Source organism: Rhodopirellula sp. JB055 (genome assembly GCF_043100905.1).
Taxonomy (GTDB): Bacteria; Planctomycetota; Planctomycetia; order Pirellulales; family Pirellulaceae; genus Rhodopirellula.
Map to the genome: position 1 here is coordinate 1 of NZ_JBICHO010000284.1, position 3007 is coordinate 3007.

At 55.2% G+C, this 3007-nt stretch carries 4 protein-coding genes and 1 pseudogene; 2 read left to right on the forward strand and 3 right to left on the reverse strand.

Annotation, left to right across the window (positions count from 1 at the left end; all coding sequences use genetic code 11):
* The 3 genes from ACF8AM_RS11430 to ACF8AM_RS11440 form a co-directional block, all read right to left on the reverse strand.
* The coding region (locus ACF8AM_RS11430) for a DUF4184 family protein (RefSeq protein WP_392555759.1) at nucleotides 1-581 on the reverse strand (581 nt) is incomplete at its 3' end.
* 41 nt (nucleotides 582-622) lie between these two features.
* Nucleotides 623-1495 (reverse strand): SPFH domain-containing protein, encoded by an 873-nt coding sequence (locus tag ACF8AM_RS11435; protein WP_392555760.1) that lies wholly within the window; start codon nucleotides 1493-1495, stop codon nucleotides 623-625.
* Nucleotide 1496: 1 nt separating this feature from the next.
* Nucleotides 1497-2519 carry an SPFH domain-containing protein gene (locus ACF8AM_RS11440; RefSeq protein ID WP_392555761.1) on the reverse strand — a complete coding sequence of 341 codons (1023 nt, stop codon included), beginning with the start codon at nucleotides 2517-2519 and terminating at the stop codon, nucleotides 1497-1499.
* A gap of 266 nt (nucleotides 2520-2785) precedes the next feature.
* On the opposite strand from ACF8AM_RS11440, the pseudogene ACF8AM_RS11445 reads away from it, so the two are divergent.
* A pseudogene (locus ACF8AM_RS11445) lies at nucleotides 2786-2839 on the forward strand (hypothetical protein); the annotation flags it as partial.
* A partial coding sequence (locus tag ACF8AM_RS11450; protein WP_392555762.1) for a hypothetical protein occupies nucleotides 2832-3007 on the forward strand: 176 nt, incomplete at its 3' end. The pseudogene ACF8AM_RS11445 and the gene ACF8AM_RS11450, both read left to right, overlap by 8 nt.

A 3007-nucleotide genomic window follows, 5' to 3' on the forward strand; every position in this document is an offset into this window, starting at 1 on the left:
GGGATGCGAGTTCGCTTGGGCTCCGGTGCACCGGCGGGTTGTTTCCACAACCACCTCAGAGCAAACACGCCCATCGGCGGCAACAAAAACAGCGACGACAAGTGCTGGGCCACCGCATACCATCTTACGCTGCGATCGGACAACGAGAACGCTTCGGATGACAGAAACGGCAACGCAATCATCGATCCCCATCGATGTTGATGCGTGAACGAATCCCAGAACACATGCGTCGACGCACCTACCAAAACACATACCGCAACCAACAAAATCGATGGCCACTCCACCGAAACCGGGCGATCCGCGATCGGTCGAACCCGACTCCGCAACAGCCCCGGCAGCAACTCCACCGCCGGTTGCTTGATCAGCAAATGATAGACAAAGTACGCAGCGACGCCGACTGGAACGCAGTCGATGAATAGCCCACGGATGCTGTGAAACGACTCGTAGTCAAACAGCATCGGAAAGAAGACGCCCGCGTCGGGCACCATACACCCGATCGCGAGAGCGGAGAAGGGCAATCGCCACTTTGCCATCCACGCGATTGGAATTGCCGCTGCAACATGTGTCGGAGTGAACGGCATCGAATTTCAAATCGCGTGTTGGGCAGACTCTACGAGCAAGCTCAGTTGGCTTGAACCAGAACATTCGCCGAGCTTGGCAAAACACTGACCGAAGCCCCCGACTCGAGCAAGTTCTCAGCCTCCATCACTTGAAGCACCGCTTCGAGGATTTCGGGATCTCGCTTGGCGATCTCGTTCAGTTTTTCACCCACGACGCTCGGACGCGCCGCAGCGGCTTCGGCCATCTTACTCGACACCTTCAGCGCGGTCTCACTCTTGATCAAACCCACACGGTTTTCACCGTCTTGCTTCATCGCACTGGTCACCTGAACCAATCGTTTGACGACCTTTTCGGTGATGTTCTCGACCATATGACGGTCGGTAAAGGCGACCTTTCGAATGTAGACCGAACCCAACCGATATCCCCACTTTTCTGACAGAGGCGACACCGCCTGCCGGACAGTTCGGGAAAGACTGTGCCGATCCTCGAGCATCTTTTCCATTTCCAAATTGCTCAGCGTCGAGATCGTCGAACTGGTCACATTGGCCTGCAACGAGCCGTCCGGATTTGCATTGGTGAACAGGAACGCAATCGGATCCTGCACCTGCATCTCGTACCAAATCCCCACGCCCATCGGAGTGCCTTCTTCCGAATTGACCATTTGGCTGCGCAAGTAGTGCTGACGCAGCGCCGTGTCGACGACGTACTTCTTTCCAAAGAAGGGAATCAACATCGCCTTGGCACCAAAGTGAACCAAAGGGAATTGCAAACCGGGCGTTTTGATCTCACCCAACACCTTGCCAAACAAAGTGAAGACCTGCGACTCACACTCAGCGACGCAGCAATACAAACCAAAGAAACGAGCGAATCCGAGCAAGATCGGAACCAGCATCAACCCGAAAACGAAGCCGGGAACAAAACCAAGAACATCCATCTTATGCCTTCCCTTCAATCTTTGATTCGTTTTGATAAATACGCTCAGTGCGTTTGAACAACGGCACTCGCAGATTTCGCAAGTAAGCCTTCAAGCAATCCGATCCGCCCTCGGACTTGATGCTGATCAACGTCCCGGCAAGCTCATGAAGTGGAGCCACTTCGGCTTGAGCATTGTTCGTCGCAATCTCGACCGCACGAGCACTCATCGTGATCTGCTGCTCTGAATCCGCACGCGCGGTGCTGATGTCAGCGGCAACTTGGTTGCGTGTGCTATTGATCGCCGACAAGGCTCGGTCGACTTCGGCGGGAGGATCAATTTCGGTGATCAACGCGGCATCGAGCTCAATGCCGTATCGGCCGGTCGTCGAACGGCACTGCTCTTCCATGTACTGATTCAACAGCGGCAAGTTTTTACGCAAATCGTTGATCGAAACACCTTCGGAAAGTTCAACCGCACTCGACTTCGATTCGATGTCGCCTTCGCCTGTGCCAGCGATTGCTTCAGTTTCTGCAACGGCATCGGCCAACAAGCTTTGTCCCTTGGGATCGACAAAGTTCGCAATCCGCTCACGCAGCACGGAGACGAAATACCCCATCACATGCTCCAGCGGGCTCTCCACGCCAAACAGATACGGGTAGAGGTTGTTCTCGCTGATCCGGTAGCGAATCTGGCCGTTGACTCCCGTGGTCAGGTTGTCTTTGGTGACCGCTTCGATCGTGCTTTGAGCCTTGGATGGGTCCCACGTCAGATCGACCGTTTGAGTCGCGACGCTGACCTTGTGAACCCGCTGCCAAGGCAACTTGAAATACGGTCCGCCGGGACCGATCACTTCGACTTGCGGGTACTCATAGCGTTCCCGTTCGTCATCCGAAAGAACTGGACCATCGGATCCCGCCCCAAGACGTTTCACCGCCCCAAAGGTCGTGACGACCGCTCGCTGATCCGGTCGCACGGTGTACAAACACCCGACCAGAACCTTGAGAGCGGCATAAAAGCCGACTCCCATCATCAACCCAACCATAAAAAACACGCTGCTTACCTCCCAAAGAAAATTCTTGCTCTATCCGACCTCAATGTCATCCGAATTCGGCAGCGTACGCTGCCTGAAACCCTAGCCCGCAACAGAAGCCAAGGAGCTCTCCGCCACGAATTCATTTGTTTTCTACGCAGGCTGGTCCGAATGTAACGACTGAAAGAGGGCGATGCTGAATGAAGAGGCTGGTTTGCAAGCCGGAAAGGGCGCGGGTTGGTTGGTGCTGATGTGCCAGCGCCGACGTAGGCCAGGTCATGACCTGGCACCCAGCCGATGCTTTGGAACAAAGCGAGGCGTCCAATCACCTCATCTGCAAGCTCCCAAACGCGCCGGCCATTCACCATGCCAGGCGGGGCCTGGCCTACCATTGCAGCGACTCAGACCTGGGAACTGGAAAGGTTCCATAAAAAAATTCGAATTGCAAAATCGCAGCCAGAGATTCAGCGCCGACGTAGGCCAGGTCATGACCTGGCACC

Bases quoted from the DNA above. Each gene is read 5' to 3' on its own strand.
- ACF8AM_RS11435 (WP_392555760.1), bottom strand. From the start codon at position 1,495: ATGGATGTTCTTGGTTTTGTTCCCGGCTTCGTTTTCGGGTTGATGCTG.
- ACF8AM_RS11440 (WP_392555761.1), bottom strand. From the start codon at position 2,519: ATGGTTGGGTTGATGATGGGAGTCGGCTTTTATGCCGCTCTCAAGGTT.